The sequence below is a fragment of the Streptococcus urinalis 2285-97 genome, from assembly GCF_000188055.2.
Taxonomy (GTDB): Bacteria; Bacillota; Bacilli; order Lactobacillales; family Streptococcaceae; genus Streptococcus; species Streptococcus urinalis.
The window spans coordinates 641,299-660,900 of record NZ_AEUZ02000001.1 but is presented as its reverse complement, the minus strand read 5'-3'; the positions used below and the strand labels follow the sequence as shown (position 1 = coordinate 660,900).

General features: G+C 34.2%; 19 protein-coding genes. 5 read left to right on the top strand and 14 right to left on the bottom strand.

Translation table 11 applies throughout. The features are described from left to right. Positions 1-41 precede the first annotated feature (41 nt). The 6 genes from STRUR_RS03315 to metK form a co-directional block, all read right to left on the bottom strand. Positions 42-977 carry a YihY/virulence factor BrkB family protein gene (locus STRUR_RS03315; RefSeq protein WP_006740325.1) on the bottom strand — a complete coding sequence of 312 codons (936 nt, stop codon included), beginning with the start codon at positions 975-977 and terminating at the stop codon, positions 42-44. A gap of 1 nt (position 978) precedes the next feature. After that, positions 979-1,839, bottom strand: a complete 861-nt coding sequence (locus tag STRUR_RS03310) for a methionyl aminopeptidase (RefSeq protein ID WP_006739562.1) — start codon at positions 1,837-1,839, stop codon at positions 979-981. Between the two features lie 14 nt (positions 1,840-1,853). Then, entirely contained in the window at positions 1,854-3,137 is a 1,284-nt protein-coding gene (gene spxR, locus STRUR_RS03305; RefSeq protein WP_006740688.1) for a CBS-HotDog domain-containing transcription factor SpxR, read from the bottom strand. Next, a complete protein-coding gene (locus STRUR_RS03300; protein WP_006738459.1) occupies positions 3,130-3,684 on the bottom strand; it encodes a GNAT family N-acetyltransferase in 555 nt (184 codons plus the stop codon). Before STRUR_RS03300 ends, spxR begins: the two co-directional genes overlap by 8 nt. 72 nt (positions 3,685-3,756) lie before the next feature. Continuing rightward, on the bottom strand, positions 3,757-5,019 hold the full coding sequence (gene murA / locus STRUR_RS03295) for a UDP-N-acetylglucosamine 1-carboxyvinyltransferase (protein ID WP_006739993.1): 1,263 nt from the start codon (positions 5,017-5,019) through the stop codon (positions 3,757-3,759). 144 nt (positions 5,020-5,163) lie between these two features. After that, complete coding sequence (gene metK, locus STRUR_RS03290) at positions 5,164-6,360, bottom strand: methionine adenosyltransferase (protein ID WP_006739830.1); 1,197 nt, start codon at positions 6,358-6,360, stop codon at positions 5,164-5,166. A gap of 217 nt (positions 6,361-6,577) precedes the next feature. On the opposite strand from metK, the gene birA reads away from it, so the two are divergent. Further along, the gene (birA, locus tag STRUR_RS03285; protein WP_006738875.1) at positions 6,578-7,513 is read left to right on the top strand and encodes a bifunctional biotin--[acetyl-CoA-carboxylase] ligase/biotin operon repressor BirA; all 936 of its coding nucleotides are present in this window, start codon (positions 6,578-6,580) and stop codon (positions 7,511-7,513) included. Here birA and STRUR_RS03280 read toward each other — a convergent pair. The 5 genes from STRUR_RS03280 to udk all read right to left on the bottom strand — a co-directional run bounded on the left by STRUR_RS03280 (position 7,491) and on the right by udk (position 10,970). Next, positions 7,491-7,700 (bottom strand): DUF3272 family protein, encoded by a 210-nt coding sequence (locus tag STRUR_RS03280; RefSeq protein ID WP_006740271.1) that lies wholly within the window; start codon positions 7,698-7,700, stop codon positions 7,491-7,493. The genes birA and STRUR_RS03280 overlap by 23 nt on opposite strands. A gap of 48 nt (positions 7,701-7,748) precedes the next feature. Beyond that, on the bottom strand, positions 7,749-9,422 hold the full coding sequence (gene dnaX / locus STRUR_RS03275; RefSeq protein WP_006739381.1) for a DNA polymerase III subunit gamma/tau: 1,674 nt from the start codon (positions 9,420-9,422) through the stop codon (positions 7,749-7,751). A 3-nt stretch (positions 9,423-9,425) separates the two neighbouring features. Continuing rightward, positions 9,426-9,923: a free L-methionine (R)-S-oxide reductase MsrC gene (msrC, locus tag STRUR_RS03270; RefSeq protein WP_006738828.1), complete on the bottom strand. Its 498-nt coding sequence runs from the start codon at positions 9,921-9,923 to the stop codon at positions 9,426-9,428. Between the two features lie 93 nt (positions 9,924-10,016). Then, entirely contained in the window at positions 10,017-10,295 is a 279-nt protein-coding gene (locus tag STRUR_RS03265; RefSeq protein ID WP_006739433.1) for a DUF1294 domain-containing protein, read from the bottom strand. Positions 10,296-10,337: 42 nt separating this feature from the next. Next, positions 10,338-10,970 carry a uridine kinase gene (gene udk, locus STRUR_RS03260; protein ID WP_006740024.1) on the bottom strand — a complete coding sequence of 211 codons (633 nt, stop codon included), beginning with the start codon at positions 10,968-10,970 and terminating at the stop codon, positions 10,338-10,340. A 92-nt stretch (positions 10,971-11,062) separates the two neighbouring features. Here udk and STRUR_RS03255 point away from each other — a divergent pair, with 92 nt between their 5' ends. Next, positions 11,063-12,145: a DEAD/DEAH box helicase gene (locus STRUR_RS03255; RefSeq protein WP_006738487.1), complete on the top strand. Its 1,083-nt coding sequence runs from the start codon at positions 11,063-11,065 to the stop codon at positions 12,143-12,145. Positions 12,146-12,173: 28 nt separating this feature from the next. Here STRUR_RS03255 and STRUR_RS03250 read toward each other — a convergent pair whose 3' ends face one another. From STRUR_RS03250 to STRUR_RS03240, 3 genes are all read right to left on the bottom strand, one after another. Next, the gene (locus STRUR_RS03250) at positions 12,174-13,601 is read right to left on the bottom strand and encodes an NADP-dependent glyceraldehyde-3-phosphate dehydrogenase (RefSeq protein WP_006739074.1); all 1,428 of its coding nucleotides are present in this window, start codon (positions 13,599-13,601) and stop codon (positions 12,174-12,176) included. A gap of 133 nt (positions 13,602-13,734) precedes the next feature. Continuing rightward, positions 13,735-15,459, bottom strand: a complete 1,725-nt coding sequence (gene ptsP, locus STRUR_RS03245) for a phosphoenolpyruvate--protein phosphotransferase (RefSeq protein ID WP_006739651.1) — start codon at positions 15,457-15,459, stop codon at positions 13,735-13,737. A 4-nt stretch (positions 15,460-15,463) separates the two neighbouring features. Then, the gene (locus tag STRUR_RS03240; RefSeq protein WP_000146945.1) at positions 15,464-15,727 is read right to left on the bottom strand and encodes a phosphocarrier protein HPr; all 264 of its coding nucleotides are present in this window, start codon (positions 15,725-15,727) and stop codon (positions 15,464-15,466) included. A 342-nt stretch (positions 15,728-16,069) separates the two neighbouring features. On the opposite strand from STRUR_RS03240, the gene nrdH reads away from it, so the two are divergent. The 3 genes from nrdH (at position 16,070) to nrdF (ending at position 19,579) form a co-directional block, all read left to right on the top strand. Beyond that, entirely contained in the window at positions 16,070-16,294 is a 225-nt protein-coding gene (gene nrdH, locus STRUR_RS03235; protein WP_006739167.1) for a glutaredoxin-like protein NrdH, read from the top strand. A 67-nt stretch (positions 16,295-16,361) separates the two neighbouring features. Then, entirely contained in the window at positions 16,362-18,521 is a 2,160-nt protein-coding gene (gene nrdE, locus STRUR_RS03230) for a class 1b ribonucleoside-diphosphate reductase subunit alpha (protein WP_006740449.1), read from the top strand. A 92-nt stretch (positions 18,522-18,613) separates the two neighbouring features. Further along, on the top strand, positions 18,614-19,579 hold the full coding sequence (gene nrdF / locus STRUR_RS03225) for a class 1b ribonucleoside-diphosphate reductase subunit beta (RefSeq protein ID WP_006740026.1): 966 nt from the start codon (positions 18,614-18,616) through the stop codon (positions 19,577-19,579). Positions 19,580-19,602: the final 23 nt, after the last annotated feature.

The following is a 19,602-nucleotide window of genomic DNA, read 5'->3' as shown; positions in this document are numbered from 1 at the left end:
CATTATTTTATCATAAAGTCAACTTTAGGTAAGTACTTGTTTTATTCTACACGTCTTTTGGTATTATTCCCTATTTTTTGAACAATAGATCTAACGTCTCCATTGCGACCTTCAAGCTCACCTTGTTTTAATTCTTGATAAGTTGCATTTAAAACTGCACCCGTAATTAAAATTCTAGCTAAAACAATAAACCAAAACATAATGATGAATATCACAACCGAACCAAATGTCTTCAAATCCACCATTCGATGAACATTTTTGACAACATAGCTTCCAATTAAATTAGATAAAAAACTCATGGTAAAAGTTGTTAAAACTGTCCCAGGTAAAATGTATTTGATTTTTTTGATGCGAACATTGGGAAGTAAAAAATAAAGCAGCATTATGCCTACAAATATGAGAACAGCTGTAATGGGCTGTGTCAAATGGAGAAAAACTTTTGTTACTGAACCACTCAAATCCAGCTGTTTTTCTAAAATTTGAATAGCAGCTTGTGAAAAAGTGGAAATCAATAAAGCAAAAGTCAGCAAAAATAAAATCAAGATGCTAGAAAGAAATCCGACTAAATAACCAACTAATAAATCCCTGTGTTGAGAGACGCCGTAAGCTTTATTAATAGCTTTCTGAAATGAGGTTAAACTTCGAGACATTGTCCAAAAACCAGTTAATGTCGCTACCCCAAGAATGCTTCCTGATGGTTTGGAGAAAATATTAACTGTAATGGAATAAGCTGATTTATAGATATCAGGAGGTAAATTTTCTTTCATTAACCTCAGTAAATCTGAAATATCAATATTAAGGTATGGAAAAATATTAGCCGCAATGACAATTAATGGAAAAGCAGTTAACATCAAATAATAGGCAACTGCAATTGAAGATAAATCCATTTCTGCACTTTGAAAATGCGACATAAAAACTTTTATTGCTTTAAATTGAAATTTTGAAGTCAATTTGGCAAAAAAATGATTTTTTTTCATCCTAGTAAGTTCTTTCTTCTCCCTGGCTAGTCAATATAACTGGCCCATCTTTTGTAATGACAAATTGATGTTCATATTGGCATGAAAGACCACCGTCAAGGGTTTTATGGGCCCAACCTGTATCCATATCTGTATCAATTTCCCAAGTTCCTGTATTAATCATAGGTTCTATAGTAAGGACCATTCCTTCTTTAAGGCGTAGACCTCTACCTGCGATTCCATAATTTGGTACCATTGGTTCTTCATGCATTGTTGGTCCAACGCCGTGACCAACTAAATCACGCACAACACCATAACCACGACTTTCAGCATAATCTTGAATCGCTGCACCAATATCACCAATACGGTTACCAATGACTGCTTTTTCAATGCCAAGATACATGGCTTCTTTAGTAACATCCATTAGATCCTTCACTAAATCAGAAGGTTGTCCTACTGCATAAGCCCAACAAGAATCAGCTAGACCACCTTTGTAAGACTCAGTGTATTTTTTAATAGCTTCAACGTCATTAAAATCTAATTTAGAAACGTCTAAAATTGATTTATCAAGAGGTTCACTTAAAACCATATCAACTTTAAGCAAATCACCTTCTTCCAATTTATAATGTCTTGGAAAGGCATGTGCAACTTCATCATTTAGGCTACAACAAGTTGCATATGGGTAATCCATTATCTGCCCATCAACACCAATTTGAAGGGGAAGAACATTTTCTTCAATACAACGACGACGAACATATTCTTCAACTTCCCACATATCAGCTCCAGGTTTGATAATTTCTCTTAAGCCAATATGAATACTAGCTAAAAAATCACCAGCTTTATCCATTGCTTTAATTTCTCGATCAGATTTTAATGTAATCATTTTAAATTTTCCTTTTAATTAATTTTTGTCGTGATAATTGCCTTAGTAACAACTTGATCATCAACATAAACTTCAAAATCAAGTGTACTACTCTTTCGATTTATTGTGATGATATTAGGAACGATGTCTAATTGATCATCAATTTGGACAGCATGTAAGAAGTATAACATCATTTGTTCAATAATGATATTTTTTTGATGTTTTTTAGTTAAAAGCTGAACTGTAATGTCTTTTAGAATTTCAGACAAGACACCATGCGCAAGATTCCCTGTTGAATCTACCATAGCTGGCTCAACTTCTACTTTAAATCCTTTATCTACCTTATCAATAGCAGAAATCATTTGATCACTATAAGTAAATAAATGACTATGCTGCATATTTGGTAGATTTTCAACAGCCTGTCTTCGGGTAATAACACCTAAGAGTGTTTTATTTTCTGAAATAACAGGCAGCATGTTCAGATCTTCAAAAATCATTTTTTGAGAAATATTCCCCAAACTAGCTGTTGGTTTCGCTAAAATGGGATTTCTAGTCATGATTTTTTCTAGTATGGTTTGATCTTCTCGTCCTACAACATCACGCATACTAACAACACCGACAACTTTGTTTTTGTCATTCACAATTGGAAAACGAACGTTTCCCGTTTTTTTCATCAACTCACTGTAATCAAAAACACTAGCTTTGTTTGAAAGATATCCATAGTCATCTTTTGATTGATAGACTTGATCAACGATTTTTAAATCTGTCTTAATTCTGACATTAGAAAGTGCATGGTTAATCATTGTAGCCACTGTAAAAGTATCATAATGAGTGACCATAACAGGAATACCTTGGTTGTTTGCTAATTTAACAACCCTATTTGATACGGGAAAACCACCTGTTACTAAAATAGCATTATAATTTTCAAGTGCTAATAATTGAATATTTTCACGATCTCCGACAATCAACAGACCACCTTTTACAAGATAGCGTCCAATATTTTGTCTTGTCATAGCACCAATTGAAAACTTACTAAATTCATGGCTTAATCCAGATTGTCCTGCTAAAACTTCTGAATCACTAATTCTGGCAATTTCAGCATAAGTTAACTTTTCAATCTTGACATTGGTTTTCTTTTCAACACGGACAGTACCACTTCTTGGTCTTGTCTCAACAATACCTCGATTTTCAGCTTCTTTAATGGCACGATAAGCTGTGCCATCACTTACATTTAAATGGTTGGATATACTTCTTACACTAACTCTTTTTCCGATAGCTAAATTTTCTAAATACTCCAGAATTTCCTGATGTTTACTCATGATGATATTCACCTACCAATAATTCAAATAAAGCATAATCTCGAATTTTATGCGTATGACGATCACTACCTTTAAAATAACGAACAAATTTATATTGACAAGATTTTGCCAGTAACTGACTAGCAACATTTTCTTTATGAATAATCAAACTCAATTTTTTGAAAGCTAATTCGTGAAAGGCTAAGAAAGTAATACAATTAAGTGCTTGCTTTCCATAGCCTTTTCTTTGGAAACCTTTATTGATAAAATAGCCAATCTCAGCAGTAAGGTTTTGACTATCAATCTTTTCAAAACGAATACATCCGATCATTGTATGAGTGACTTTATTTTCAATCGCCCAAACACCTAGTGGTTTCTTCATAAAAGAATGAACAAGAATAAAATCACTAGTATTACGATCAACATCATCACTAAAGACAAAGGGATAATCAGAAGACTTTGATCGCATGTTCCAAAATGAATCAGAATCTTCATATCGTATCGGTCTTAGAATCAATTCATTCGTTTCAAAAGTTGCAAACTTTGCTAAGAGTGTCCAAATATCCATGAAACTATTATAGCACAAGTCCTAAACTACTACTATAACAGTCAAATCAAAAAAAGAAAGGCATAGCCTTTCTCATTCTTCAACGATTGTGATATCTGCTCCAATTGCTGTTAATTTTTCAACAATATTTGAATAGCCACGTAATATAAATTCAATATTAGAAATTTCTGTCCTACCTTCTGCCATCAACCCAGCAATAACGAGTGCTGCACCAGCTCGTAAATCAGAAGCTTTAACAGGTGCTCCAACTAGGGAGTTTACACCTTTAAACTTGATTTGACCGCCTAAAATACTAATATCGGCACCCATTCTGGCTAACTCAGGGACATGATTAACTCTTTTTTGATAAATCGTATCAATAATTGTTCCTTGACCATCCGTTTTTAGCAGTAAAGGCGTTAATGGCTGTTGTAAATCAGTTGCAAAACCTGGATAAGGTGAAGTTTTGATAGTGACTGCTTGAAGTTTTTCTTGTTTTTCCACAAAAATAGAATCTTCCTCAACTGTCATTCGTACACCCATTTCTTCAAGTTTAGAGATAAAACTTTCTAAATGTTCGTAAAGGACGTTGCTAATTTTTATTCCTGAACCTACTGCCGCAGCTAATGCGATATAGGTTCCTGCTTCGATTCTATCAGGAATCACTTGATGTCTTGTCCCATGAAGGTAATCTACACCCTCGATAGTGATGATATCAGTACCTGCACCACGAATATGAGCACCCATATTATTTAACAAAGTTGCAACATCAATGATTTCAGGCTCTCTTGCTGCATTTTCAATAACAGTTCTACCTTTAGCTTTTGCTGCAGCTAACATCGTGTTAATAGTTGCTCCTACAGTAACAGTATCAAAGAAAATATGAGCACCATGAATAGGTTGACCACCATTAGTGGCAATTCTCATTGACTCACCTTCATAAGCAACTGTAGCACCCATAGCTTCAAAAGCTTTTAAATGAAGGTCAATAGGTCTAGGACCCAAATCACATCCGCCAGGTAAACCAACAGTTGCCTGACCAAACCTACCTAACAAACTACCATAGAAATAGTAGGAAGCTCTTAAACTGTTAATTTTACCATAAGGCATTGGTTTATCTTTGACATCTCTTGGATCGATGGTCAGTGTTTCACCATTTCTTTCAACACTAGCTCCCATTTCTCTCATCATTTCAATTAAGCTATCTACATCACTGATAGCGGGAACACCATCTAAAGTTACAATATCATCTGCTAAAATGATGGCTGGTATTAGTGCAACAACACTATTTTTGGCACCAGAAACAGCTACTTCTCCTGTAAGCGGTTTACCACCATTGATTATTATTTTTCTCATACAGTTATTTCTTTCTCAAAACTAGAATTCAACCTTTACATTTTAACATAAAGATGATTATTTGACAAATAAAACAAGACTAGATTTTAATCAAATTTAGTAGAAATCTGATTTTTTAATCTTAGTCTTGTCTATTGTTTTATTTTATTTATCTAAAAAAGCTTCTCGTAGTTCTGAAACTTTATCTAATTGTTCCCAAGGTAGTTCAATATCTGTTCTACCCATATGTCCATAAGCTGCAGTTTGTTTGTAAATTGGTCGTTTTAAATCTAACATTTTGATAATTCCAGCAGGTCTTAGATCAAATAAACGTCTCACTATTTTTTCTAATTCAGCTTCTTCTAATAGGCTTGTTCCAAATGTATCAATCCTTACCGAAACTGGTTGGGCTACTCCAATGGCATAAGCTAACTGCACTTCAACTTTTTTGGCAAGTTCCGCTGCCACAATATTTTTAGCAATATATCTGGCTGCATATGATGCAGATCTATCAACTTTCGTCGCATCTTTACCTGAGAAAGCTCCACCACCATGTCTAGCGTAGCCTCCATAAGTATCAACTATTATTTTTCTTCCTGTTAATCCAGAATCACCTTGAGGTCCACCAATAACAAATCTTCCAGTTGGATTGATATAAAACTTAGTTTGATGATCAATATAGTGATTTGGGATAACTACTTTGATAACCTTTTCGATGATATCTTTTTTTAATGTTTCATAATCAACATCAGGATCATGTTGTGTCGAAATAACAACAGTATCAACACGTTTTGGTTGATCATCTTCATCATATTCAACTGTCACTTGTGATTTAGCATCTGGTCTTAAATAGGTCAGTTGATTTGATTTTCTTAAATCAGCAAGTTTTTTTACCAATTGATGTGATAATGAAATGGGTAAAGGCATTAATTCTGGTGTCTCATCAACAGCAAAACCAAACATGAGGCCTTGGTCACCAGCACCTATTTTGTCAAGTTCATCTTCATCTGAGCCCTCGCGACTTTCTAAAGCTTGGTTAACTCCTTGAGCAATATCTGGTGATTGTTCAACTAGTGATGGATGCACACCAACAGTATCAGCTGAAAAACCGTAGGAACTATGGGTGTACCCAATTTCTGCAATAGTATCACGAACGACTCTATTAATATCGACATAGGCTGTCGTCGAAATCTCACCAAATACATGAACTGAACCTGTATAGACACACGTTTCAGCAGCGACATGGGCTTCTGGATCTTGCTCTAAAATGGCATCTAAAATGGCATCTGAAATTTGGTCTGCTATTTTATCTGGATGCCCTTCAGATACTGATTCAGACGTGAAAAGTTTACGTTCTGACATATAAATGTCCCCCTTTTAAATAAAAAATGTCATGTTAAAAAGTTACAAAGCACCAACAATAATCATTATACTTATTGTTGCCTTATCGGGACTTATTAACGTTGTCTATTATAGCACTTTAAGATTAAAAAAGAAAAAGAATATCCTAAAAAAATGATGAAAAAGATTTTTTTAGATTTTGCTTTTCCTTTTTATTAAAATAGACTATACTAAGGCTATGAAAACTAGTGAAACCATCTACCAACTTCTTATTCAAGAGAAAGACTATCTTAGTGGAGAAACAATCGCTGAACAATTACATATTTCAAGAACTGCTGTTTGGAAGGCCATCAAATCTCTTCAGGCTTCAGGTGTCCAAATTGATTCTGCTAAACATAAAGGATATCGACTGACATCGGGAGATATCATCATTCCAGAACAACTTGAAAATAATCTTGGGATTTCAGTTACCTATCAAAAAAGTTGTCAATCAACACAAACAGAAGCCAAACTAGGCATACAAAATAAAGATAACGTTCCTCATCTCTATATTAGTGACCATCAAGAAAAGGGTAAGGGAAGATATGATCGGAATTTTTATTCACCACAAGGTGGCATATATATGAGTTTACGATTAACTCCTAATGTGCCTTTTCAAGAGATCAAACCTTATACACTACTCATTGCTTCAGCTACTGTGAAAGCAATCAGTCAACTAACTGGCATTGAAACTGACATTAAATGGGTTAATGACATCTATTTTAATGATAAAAAAATAGGAGGTATTTTGACCGAAGCTCTTACCTCCATTGAAACTGGTTTAGTAACTGACATGATAATCGGAATTGGATTAAATTTTTCCAATGTAGTCTTTCCAAAAGCCATAGAAAATAAAGCAACTTCTTTATATAACCAAAATCCTACCATTACAAGACAAGATCTGATTTCTCGTATTTGGACATTATTTTTTGAAACTCCTGAAAAAGACCTGTTAAAAGTTTACAAAGATAAATCACTTGTTCTTGATAAACAAGTAACTTTCGAAGAGAATCACCAGTTCTTTAAGGGTATTGCCAAAGAAATTACTGATCAAGGACATTTAATTGTTAAACTGGATAATGGAGAAACAAAAAAACTCCGAAGTGGAGAAATTAGTCTTTCTTCTTGGAGTTAGGATCCTTAAGGGAGTCAACAATTGTTTTGGTTAGTTTATTGATTGTATGTGCGCGTCTAAGGTCTCTATAAAGTAGAAACCCCCAAAAAATCGCAAAAATATAATCACCACTTAAAATGGCATCATTAAAAAAATAAGTTTCAAAACTACACAAAAGTGCAATAAAGATAAATTGTCTAATTGTCATACTGTTATTATACCAAAAAGTGAAATAAATTTCTTATTTCACTTTTTTTTAATCTTCAATTGTATTGATTTTACCTGCTAAAAAGTCAAAACCTTCTGGAATTTCAGGCTCTTCTTTTTGAGCCTGATCATCCGGTTTGTCTTTTTTCATTTGACTAGCAAATTCAGAGCGAATTTGGTTAAAATCTTGTCTTGGAACAGCTAAAATATTTGGTGAGAATCCTGCTGCCTGACTCATAATATTACCAAATATGGTGTTTAAATCTGTTCTCTTCATTGCTTGTTCAGCATTAAATGCAGCATCAAATGCTAATATGGCATTCTCACTATTAGCTAATACTGGCTCTGAACCTAATAATAATGCTCTATCTTGAGCTGAAATAGAATCTAAAATATCATTCCAAGCACCTTTAAGTGCATCCAAATATTGGCGTGATTTCAAACTATCTGCAACTGTTTCTTGCATAATTGTTAGAATCTTACCTTTATCAATTTTATAAGTGACTTGTGTTTTCTGATTAACTCTAGTACTTACTTCTTGATTACTATGCTGAAATTTTTCTAATTGTGTCTTTAATTCTGACACTTGACGTCGAAGATCCGATAACTCTTCATTCAAAGAGTCTGACAATGCTATCTCAGAATTCGTATGAGATGCAGAATCAACTTCTGTTAATTTGATTGTCATCACTTCAGCAAATACCTTGGGATGAGTTCCTTGTTTTATTGCAGGTAAACTTTCAGTCACAATATTAATCATTTGAAAGAGTTGACTTGTTGCCATTTCTAGATTAAGTTCAAATAAGGCTGATTGATGAAGATTCTCACTTCCAGACTTTACCATCAGTAAATCTCTAAAATAAAGTAAAAGATCAGTAGCAAAGCGTTGCATGCTCTTACCTTGTTCAAAGAGTTGTTCAAGAATTGCTAATGCTGAAGCTGCATCTTTTTCTAGTAGCTTTTGAACATAATCATCTAACAAGGATAAACTAATTGTTCCTGTAATCTCTTCTGCAATTTCTTGACTGACTTTAGCATCAGTAGTGAGACTAAGAGCCTGATCTAAGATAGACAGAGCATCTCTCATTCCACCTTCTGCTCTTCTTGAAATAATATCCAAAGCTTCAGTGTCATAACTGATGCCTTCATTTTCAAGGATGGTAATAAGATGATTTTTAATATCAATTTGTTTAATGGTCTTAAACTCAAAACGTTGAACTCTAGAAAGAATTGTTGCTGGAATCTTATGTAATTCAGTTGTCGCAAGAATAAAGACGACATTTTCAGTTGGTTCTTCTAATGTCTTTAATAAAGCATTAAAAGCACCTGTTGATAACATATGTACTTCATCGATAATATAAACTTTGTAAGTGGCTCTACTTGGAGCATAGGTTGACTTATCTCGGATTTCTCGGATTTCATCAACACCATTATTTGAAGCAGCATCAATTTCGATGACATCTTCTAGACTCCCATTTGTGATATCACGGCAGATATCACATTGATTACAAGGTTCACCATTTACTTGATTAGGACAGTTCATTGCTTTAGCAAATATCTTTGCTGCACTCGTCTTTCCAGTACCCCTTGGACCAGAAAACAGATAAGCATGACTAATTTTCCCAGTTTCAACGGCTTGTTTTAAAGTTGTGGAGACTACAGTCTGGCCAACCATTTCATGAAAGGTTTGGCTGCGGTATTTCCGGTATAAGGCTTGGTACATTAACTACTCCAGTTCAAACATTTGATAATGGAAAATGGTTTTATTCATTAAAAGATAAACCAATTTTTCAAGATATTCTTTATCAATTTCATCATAGTCTGCAACATTTGAAGAATCCAAGTCCAAGACTCCAATAACTTTGTTGTCTTTTATCATTGGAACAACAATTTCACTTTTTGCTGCAGAATCACATGCAATATAATTTTGATGTTTCGTCACATCGTCAACTATTAACGTTTCTTGTTTTTGAGCAGCTTCACCACAGACACCTTTTCCATAATGAATGTGCACACAAGATACATTCCCCTGAAATGGCCCTAAAATTAATTCGTTTTCTTGAGTTGTTAGATAAAATCCAGAAAAAACAGAATCTGGTAAGGTTGTTTTGATTAATGCACTTGCATTGGAAAGGTTAGCAATAGGGTTACTTTCCTTTGCAAACAAGACTTCTGCTTGAGCTAGCATTAAGTTGTAAGCTGCGATTTTATTTCTTTTTTCCATAATCTACATTATATCAAATTTCATATGCTTTATCAGTATAAAAGAAATCTTTTTCCATAAGAATTAACAATATTGATATCAAAAATAATAATATTAAACTGACGGAAAAGAGTAAAAAATCATGCCAATCAGTGCTAATACCATTAACATTCCCAAATACCAAACTACTCTAAAATACCACTTTTTTGTTTTATGATGCATGATTTTCCCACCTAAAAAGGCACCAAAACCGCCAAAAAAGAATGCTGTCAACAAGAGTGTTTTTTCTGAGATTCGCCATTGATTTTTTTGAGCACGCGATTTATCAACACCATAGAGTATAAATACAAAAAGATTCCACAATAATAGAAATAAATAGATGAGTATTAACATTTTTTATCCTTTAACTAAAAAAGGCTAACCACTTAGGTTTGCCTATTCACTACTTTCCCCTAGAATACTTGCAATTTTTGTATTAATTAAATCAATAGCTACTAAATTACTTACTCCTTCTGGAACAACAATATCGGCATAACGTTTTGTCGGTTCAATAAATTGATGATACATAGGTTTTACAACTGCTGTATACTGTTCAATAATACTATCTAGACTTCTTCCACGCTCGACCATGTCTCTCTTAATCCGACGAATAATACGGATGTCGTCGTCAGTATCCACAAATATTTTGATATCCATTAAGTCTCTAAGGCGCTCGTCCTCTAAAACTAGGATACCTTCTACGATAAAGACATCTTGTGGGTCTTGACGATAAGTTCTATCACTTCTTGTATGATTTTTATAATCATAAATTGGAATATCTACAGGTCTCCCAGCAATTAATTCCTTTAATTGATCAATCATAAAATCTGTATCAAATGCTAAAGGATGGTCGTAATTTGTCGTGACTCTTTCATCAAAAGTAAGGTGACCTTGATCTTTATAGTAAGAGTCATGTTCAATCATTGCAACTCTTGCATTTGGAAAATTGTCTAAAATCGCACGTGATACACTGGTCTTACCCCCACCAGATCCTCCTGTAACACCAATAATGATAGGTTTTTTTCGCATTATTTACTCCAAATCTCAAAAAGTCTTTCGGTCTATTCTACCAAAAATCATGCTATAATAAAAGAGTAACACAAGTAAAAAAAGGAAATACAATGATTAACAATTTACCACACTCTTGGCAAGATGAACTATCCAATAAAGGATTTGATCAGTTTACTGATATTCAAAATCAACTCTTTAAACCTATTCAGGAAAACGAAAATGTCCTTGGTATAAGTCCCACAGGGACGGGGAAAACTCTTGCTTATCTTTTTCCAAGTCTTCTAAATCTAAAACCTAAAAAAGCACAGCAATTACTAATATTAGCACCAAATACAGAATTAGCTGGGCAAATCTTCGATGTAACCAAAGAATGGGCAAAATTAATTGGTTTAGAAGCTCAATTACTCCTTTCAGGATCAAGTCAAAAAAGACAAATTGAACGGCTCAAAAAAGGACCAGAAATTATTATCGGGACTCCAGGTCGTATTTTTGAGCTAGTTAAGCTCAAAAAAGTTAAAATGATGTCTATTGAGACCATTATCCTTGATGAATATGATGAGCTACTTAGTGATTCTCAATTTCATTTTGTTAACAGTATTACCCACTATGTGCCTAAGGACCATCAAATGATTTATATTAGTGCAACTAACAAGATCAAATCTAGTGATCTTGTCAACAATACTATAAAAATTGACTTGTCTCATCAAACATTAAATAATATTAATCATTATTACATTCAAGTTGACAAAAGGCAAGGCACAGAATTACTTCGAAAATTTTCAAATATTCCCCAACTTCGAGGCTTAGTCTTCTTTAATAACTTATCTGACCTTGGCTCAAATGAAGAAAAGTTAACCTATCAAAATGCTAATGTCGTTTCACTAGCCAGTGACATTAATACTAAATTTAGAAAAGTGATTCTTGACAATTTTAAACACCAAAAGATAAACTTACTTCTAGCAACGGATATGGTAGCAAGAGGTATTGATATCGAAAACCTAGAATTAGTAATCAACTATGATATTCCTAGAAACAAAGAAGTTTATACACATCGTTCTGGAAGAACTGGTAGAATGGGAAAAGAAGGAACCGTCATCACATTTGTCACTCATCCTGAAGATCTTAAAAAACTTAAAAAAATGGCTACAGTCTCTGAAGTTACCCTAAAAAATCAAACCCTAATTGAAAAATAAAAAAAGAAGCTTTTGCTTCTTTTTTTATTTATTCAATATCAAAAACAACAGATTTGACAGATGTCATCGCTTCAATTGAATATTTAACACCTTGAACACCAGCACCAGATTTTTTAGCTCCTAAGAATGGGAAGTTATCTGTACCACGTTGTGTTTTATTATTAATATGAACAGTCCCCACTTCTAATTGTTCTGCAATAGCAAATGCACGTGGGAAATTGTTTGTAAACACTGAAGCTTGAAGTCCATACTCTGACTCATTTGAAATTTTAATAGCTTCTTCAACAGATTTAACACGAATAAATGGTAATACAGGACCAAATGGTTCTTCCCAAGCAAGACGCATATCTGTTGTTACCTTGTCAAAAACTAGAGGACAAACAAGATTTCCTTCACGTTTGATTTCATGAAGAGGTTGTGCACCTTTTTCTTTTGCATCATTGATCAATCCTTCAACAAAATCTGCTGCTTTTGTATCAATTAAAGGTGTAATGTCAGCATCATCTTCAGGATTACCAATAGTTAGCGCACTCACTTTTTGACTTACTTTTTCAACTAAGGCATCCGCTACACTATCCATAACAAGGACACGTTTAACAGCCGTACAGCGTTGACCAGAATAGCCGAAAGCACCAGCTACAATATTTTTAGCAGCAACATCAAGATCAGCATCTTCTAGAACAATTGCTGAATCTTTACCACCTAATTCAAGCATAATTGGACGCATGCCTGCTAATTTACCGATACGTTCACCTACTGGTGTAGAACCCGTAAAGTTAATAAAATTAACAGCTTCATGTTCTACAATATAATCACCGATAACAGAACCACGACCTGTAATAGTGTTGAATACACCAGCAGGAATACCTGCTTCAGCAAATGCTTGAGCAAGTAAAATACCAGAAATGGAACCTTGCGTTGGTGGTTTAAGGGCAACTACATTTCCTGCAATTAGGGCTGGGGCAATTTTTGATCCAGCTAAGTTAACAGGATAGTTAAATGGTGAAATAGCAAGAACAAGTCCTACAGGTTCACGACGAACAATAGCGATTTTTTTCTTGCTAGCAGCTTCAAAACTACCGCCTTCAAGAACTTCACCCTCCATACGCAAACCTTCTTCAGCAGCATAATTAATAATTTCAGCAGTACGAATCACTTCAGAGACTGCAGATTTATGTCCTTTTGCAACCTCTTGTGAAAGAACAGAACCAATCTTTTCAGCATCACGTACAAGAATATCAGCAGCTTTGTGTAGATAATTAGCACGTTCAACATATGATAGAGCACGCCATGCAGGAAGAGCTGCTTTAGCAGATGCATAAACGTCATCTACTTCAGCTTGTGTCATTGCAGGAACTGAACCAAGTTCTTCTCCACTTGCAGGAGCATAAATCTTGATTTCATTTTCTGAAAGTTTCCACTCACCATTGACATAATTTTTATATTGTTTTGTCAACCTTTTTTCTCCTTTTTTACAATTGTAGTTTTATTCTATCACTTTTCTTGGATTTTTCAATTATTTGACATAATTCAAGAATGTGTGCAATAACTTTCTAAAAAAAGTAGAACCTAAGTTCTACTTTCAACGATTATAGATATTCTTTTTGAAGTTCAAGTACTTCTTCAGCAGTTGAACACTCTGTCAATGCACGATTTGCATATTCTTGCATTTTAGCTGTGTCAAGATCTTTCATCAAACTACGTGTACGAAGTACTGAGGTAGCTGACATTGAGAACTCATCAAGTCCCATTCCGACAAGGAGTGGAACAGCTTGTTGATCACCAGCCATCTCACCACACATACCAGCCCATTTACCTTCAGCATGAGCTGCTTTGATAACATTGTTGATCAAACGAAGAATTGATGGGTTATATGGTTGATAAAGATATGAAACTTGTTCATTCATACGGTCAGCAGCCATTGTGTATTGGATAAGGTCATTTGTTCCAATTGAGAAGAAGTCTACTTCTTTAGCAAATTGATCCGCAAGCATTGCTGCTGCTGGAATTTCAATCATGATACCAACTTGAATATCATCTGAAACGGCAACTCCTTCTGCTTTAAGATTTGCTTTTTCTTCATCAAATATCGCTTTGGCAGCTCTAAATTCTTTAAGGAGTGCAACCATTGGGAACATGATACGAAGTTGACCATGAACTGAAGCACGTAATAATGCACGAATTTGAGTACGGAACATTTGATTACCTGTTTCAGAAATTGAAATACGTAAAGCACGGAATCCTAAGAATGGATTCATTTCTTTAGGTAAGTCAAAATAAGGTAATTCCTTATCTCCACCAATATCCATTGTACGAACAACTACTGGTTTACCATTCATTCCTTCAAGAACAGCTTTATAAGCTTGGTATTGCTCATCTTCAGTTGGAAAATCTTGAGAATCCATGTAAAGGAACTCAGTACGGTAGAGTCCAACAGCTTCTGCACCATTGTCGTTTACACCTTCAACGTCTTTAGGCGTACCAATGTTGGCAGCCAATTCAAAGTGTTTGCCATCAGCTGTAACTGTTTTTGAATCTTTAAGAAGAGCCCATTCCGCTTTTTGTTTTGCATAAGCTTGACCAGCTTCTTGGTATGCTGCAATTTGTTCATTAGATGGGTTGATAATTACTTCACCTGTAATACCATTAACAGCGATTAAATCACCATCTTTGACACGACTGGTAACATCATTTGTTCCCAAAACAGCTGCAATTTCTAAAGTACGCGCCATAATAGCTGAATGACTTGTACGTCCTCCGATATTTGTCACAAAAGCTTTAACAAATTGTTTATTCAATTGTGCGGTATCTGAAGGCGTTAAATCATGTGCAATTACGATTGATTCTTCGTCAATTGTTGCAGGATTCGGAAGCTTAACACCTAATAAATGTGCTAATACACGCTTAGCAACATCTTTGATATCTGCAGCACGTTCTTGCATGTATGGATTATCTTCCATACCTTCAAAGATAGTGATAAACATGTCAGTAACTTCTTTTAGTCCAGCTTCTGCATTGATTTGTTTTGCTCTGATTGTTTCTTTAATTTGGCTGATCATTTCAGGATCAGAGAGAACCATTAAATGAGCATCAAATACTGCCGCTGCTTCTTTGCCTAAGCTTTCTACTGCTTTAGCACGGATAACAGAAAGCTCGTCTTGTGAAGCTTGTAATGCAACATCAAGGCGAGCTTCTTCTGCATTTGTATCTTCGACTGTTACAGTCTCAAATGACAAATCCGGTTGAACGAGTAGATATGCTTTAGCAACAGCAACACCATCAGAAGCTGCAATTCCTTTAAGCATTTCTGTCATAATATTATGCCAATCCTTCTTTAGTCATTGTTTCTTCGATAGCTGCAATAGCATCGTCAGCATCAGCACCTTCAGCTGAAATTGTAACATCAGCACCTTGACCAACACCAAGACTCATAACACCCATGATTGATTTAAGGTTAACTGCTTTACCTTTGTAATCAAGAGTAATATCTGAAGCAAATTTGCTAGCTGTTTGAACAAGTAATGTAGCTGGACGAGCGTGGATACCAGTTTCTGCTACAATGTGAAAATCTTTTGAAGCCATATTAGGATTCTCCTTTTAAAATGTGTATTATTAGGAAACCGACATGGTAACCCTTACAAGAACAAATTATAGCATATTGCTTATCTATTTTCAAGATTAAATCTTTTTCGTGAAAAAAACTTCTGTATATTTCGTCTTTATTTTCATTTTTATTTTCTCAAAAAGAAAAGATTTAAAACTTCAAATTACTCATTGACTGATTTTTCTAAGAAAATCAAGCTTCAACACAATATTTAGGGTTTGTGAAAATCTTTTCACACAAGATATAGTATTTTCATCTTGATTTTTAATTTAAATTCCGTTATTCTATTATCATGTTTAAATAACAAAGGAGATAAAAAAATGGCAAATATTGTTGTATTTTCAAAGAATAACTGTATGCAATGTAAAATGACAAAGAAATTTTTAGAACAAAATGGTGCTGAATTTGAAGAAATCAATATTGATCAACACCCAGAAAAAATTGACTATGTAAAAAGTTTAGGATTTAGTTCTGCACCAGTTATTGAAGCTGGTGATATCGTATTTTCTGGCTTTAAACCAGCTAAACTAAAAGAAATCATCTAATATAAAACGACTATATCCCTTTCTAACAAGCATGTGGGGATGCTAATAAATAAAGGAAGAAGAAAACATGAGTCTTAAAAATCTAGGTGAAGTTTCTTATTTTCGCCTTAATAATGAAATAAATCGTCCAGTTAATGGGCAAATTCCTCTACATAAAGACAAAGAAGCATTAGCTGCTTTCTTCAAAGAAAATGTAGAGCCAAATACAAAAGTATTTTCATCTATTACTGAAAAAGTTAATTTTTTAGTTGAAAATGACTATATTGAATCTGAATTTATAAAAAAATACACACCAGAATTTATTGAAAGTCTTGCACAACTACTAAAGGGTGAAGATTTTACATTTAATTCTTTCATGGCAGCATATAAATTTTATCAACAATATGCTCTCAAAACTAATGATGGGGATTACTATTTAGAAAGTATTGAAGATAGAGTGATGTTCAATGCACTCTACTTTGCAGACGGTAACGAAAGTTTAGCTGAAGATCTAGCAATGGAAATGATTCACCAACGTTATCAACCTGCAACTCCTTCATTTTTAAATGCTGGTCGTAGCCGTCGTGGTGAATTGGTATCTTGCTTTTTAATTCAAGTTACTGATGATATGAACTCTATTGGTCGTTCAATCAATTCAGCTCTCCAATTGTCTCGTATCGGCGGAGGTGTTGGAATCACACTTTCAAATTTACGTGAAGCTGGCGCTCCTATCAAGGGATTTGCTGGTGCTGCATCTGGTGTTGTTCCTGTAATGAAATTATTTGAAGATAGTTTTTCATATTCTAATCAGCTTGGACAACGTCAAGGTGCTGGGGTTGTATATCTAAATGTCTTCCATCCTGATATTATTGCTTTTCTTTCTACTAAAAAAGAAAATGCCGATGAAAAAGTACGTGTTAAAACACTTTCACTTGGTATTACTGTACCGGATAAATTTTACGAATTAGCACGTAATAACGAAGACATGTATCTCTTTAGTCCATATAATGTGGAAAAAGAATATGGTGTCCCATTCAACTATATTGACATTACTGAAAAATATGACGAATTAGTTGCAAATCCAAAAATTACAAAAACAAAAATTAAAGCTCGTGATTTAGAAACTGAAATTTCAAAATTACAACAAGAATCAGGTTATCCTTATATCATCAATATTGATACGGCAAACCGTGCTAATCCAGTTGATGGTAAAATTATCATGAGTAACCTTTGTTCTGAAATCCTTCAAGTTCAAAAACCAAGTTTAATTAATGATGCTCAAGAATACCTTGAAATGGGTACTGATATCTCATGTAACCTTGGCTCAACAAATGTTCTTAATATGATGACTTCTCCAGATTTTGGAAAATCAATTAAAACCATGACACGCGCTTTAACATTTGTAACAGACTCATCACAAATTGAAGCCGTTCCAACCATTAAAAATGGCAACAAACAAGCACATACCTTTGGTTTGGGTGCGATGGGACTACACTCTTATCTTGCTACAAACCACATTCACTATGGAAGTCCAGAATCTATTGAATTCACCAATATTTATTTCATGTTAATGAATTATTGGACACTTGTTGAATCAAATCAAATTGCACGTGAACGACATGAAACATTTGTAGGTTTTGAAAAATCAAAATACGCAGATGGAACTTACTTTGATAAGTATACAACTGGTGACTTCGTTCCTCAAAGTGAAAAAGTAAAAGCCTTGTTTGCAAACCATTTTATTCCAACAGCTAGCGATTGGGAAGAATTACGACAAGCAGTCAAAGCTGATGGTTTGTATCACCAAAACAGACTTGCGGTTGCACCTAATGGTTCCATTTCTTATATCAATGACTGCTCCGCTTCTATTCATCCTATTACACAACGTATTGAAGAACGTCAAGAAAAGAAAATTGGTAAGATTTATTACCCTGCCAATGGATTATCAACAGACAGTATTCCTTATTACACTTCTGCTTATGATATGGATATGAGAAAAGTCATCGACGTCTATGCTGCTGCTACACAACACGTTGATCAAGGTCTTTCATTAACACTCTTCTTACGTAGCGAACTTCCAAAAGAGCTCTATGAGTGGAAATCTGAAAGTAAACAAACAACAAGAGACCTTTCTATTTTAAGAAATTATGCCTTTAACAAAGGTATTAAATCAATTTATTATGTTCGTACCTTTACAGATGACGGTGAAGAAGTTGGCTCAAATCAATGTGAAAGTTGTGTCATCTAATTCATCTACAACAAACTGTTACAATAATACCTAATAGAAAGGATTATGGAAAAAGAGGCTTTCGCCTCTTTTATTCCTAACAACATAAACTTATGACAACTTATTATGAAGCAATCAATTGGAATGAAATTGAAGACGTCATTGATAAATCAACATGGGAAAAACTAACTGAACAGTTTTGGTTAGATACTCGTATCCCCTTATCAAATGATTTAGATGACTGGCGTAAATTAAGTGAACAAGAAAAAGATTTAGTCGGAAAAGTATTTGGTGGATTAACACTACTAGACACCATGCAGTCTGAATCTGGTGTTGAGGCCATTCGTGCAGATGTTAGAACACCACATGAAGAAGCCGTTTTAAATAACATTCAGTTTATGGAATCTGTTCATGCTAAGTCTTACTCATCTATCTTTTCAACCTTAAACACTAAAAAAGAAATTGAAGATATTTTTGAGTGGACAAATAACAATGAATTTTTACAAGCAAAAACTAAAATTATCAATGATATTTATGAAAATGGCGATCCATTACAAAAAAAAGTTGCCTCTACTTTTTTAGAAACATTTCTTTTTTACTCTGGTTTCTTTACACCACTTTATTATCTTGGTAACAACAAATTAGCCAATGTTGCTGAAATTATCAAATTGATTATCCGTGATGAATCTGTTCACGGAACTTATATTGGTTATAAATTTCAACTTGGCTTTAATGAGTTGAGCGATGACAAACAAGATGAATTTCGTGATTGGATGTATGATCTTCTTTATCAATTATATGAAAATGAAGAAAAATACACACAAACATTATATGATGGTGTGGGTTGGACTGAGGAAGTTATGACATTCCTTCGTTATAATGCTAATAAAGCATTAATGAACTTAGGGCAAGATCCACTCTTTCCTGATACAGCAAACGATGTCAATCCAATTGTTATGAATGGTATTTCTACAGGGACATCCAACCACGACTTCTTTAGTCAGGTTGGTAATGGCTATCTTTTAGGATCTGTTGAAGCTATGCAAAACGATGACTATAACTATGGCTTAAGTAAATAAAAAAAGTAGTATGTTCTCATACT